We start from the raw sequence: 621 nt of genomic DNA, 5'->3' as shown, positions 1-621 counted from the left end.
GGGGGAGCGCAGCATCAGGCCCCGCTCGTTGCCGGTCGTCGACATCGCGATCCGCCAGCCCTGGCCGGGCTCCCCGATCACGTCGGCGTCGGGGACGAAGACCTCGTCGAGGAAGAGCTCGGCGAAGGCCGGCTTCCCGTCGAGGCGGCCGATGGGCCGGACGGTCACGCCCGGCGCGCGCAGGTCGAACATCAGATACGTGAGCCCACGGTGCGGCCGGTCGGCCGCCGGGTCGGTGCGGAAGATGCCGAAGGCCCGGTCCGCGAAGGCGGCCCGTGAGGACCAGATCTTCTGCCCGTGCACGACCCAGGCGTCGCCGTCGAGGGTCGCGCGGGTGCGGACGCCCGCGAGGTCGGAGCCGGCGCCGGGTTCGCTGTAGCCCTGGCACCAGAGTTCCGTCACGGCGCGGATCGGGGGCAGGAAGCGGGCCTTCTGCTCGGGGGTGCCGTGGGCGACGAGGGTGGGGCCGAGGAGCTGTTCGCCGATGTGGTTGACGCGGGCGGGGGCGTCGGCGAGGGCGTACTCCTCGTGGAAGGCGATCTGTTCCTCGATGCTCGCGCCGCGGCCGCCGTACTCCTCGATCTGTTCCTCGATGCTCGCGCCGCGGCCGCCGTACTCCTC

Annotated in this window: 1 protein-coding gene; it reads right to left on the bottom strand. The window is 73.3% G+C overall.

The window, feature by feature from the left end; translation table 11 throughout:
• On the bottom strand, window positions 1-621 hold a 621-nt coding region (locus EAO71_RS35485; protein ID WP_187282956.1), incomplete at both ends, for an acyl-CoA dehydrogenase family protein.

The sequence above is a fragment of the Streptomyces sp. MS191 genome (assembly GCF_008042125.1).
In the GTDB taxonomy this organism is placed as follows: Bacteria; Actinomycetota; Actinomycetes; order Streptomycetales; family Streptomycetaceae; genus Streptomyces.
Note: the sequence above shows the minus strand (reverse complement) of the source record. Positions and strands in the feature narration are given on the sequence as shown.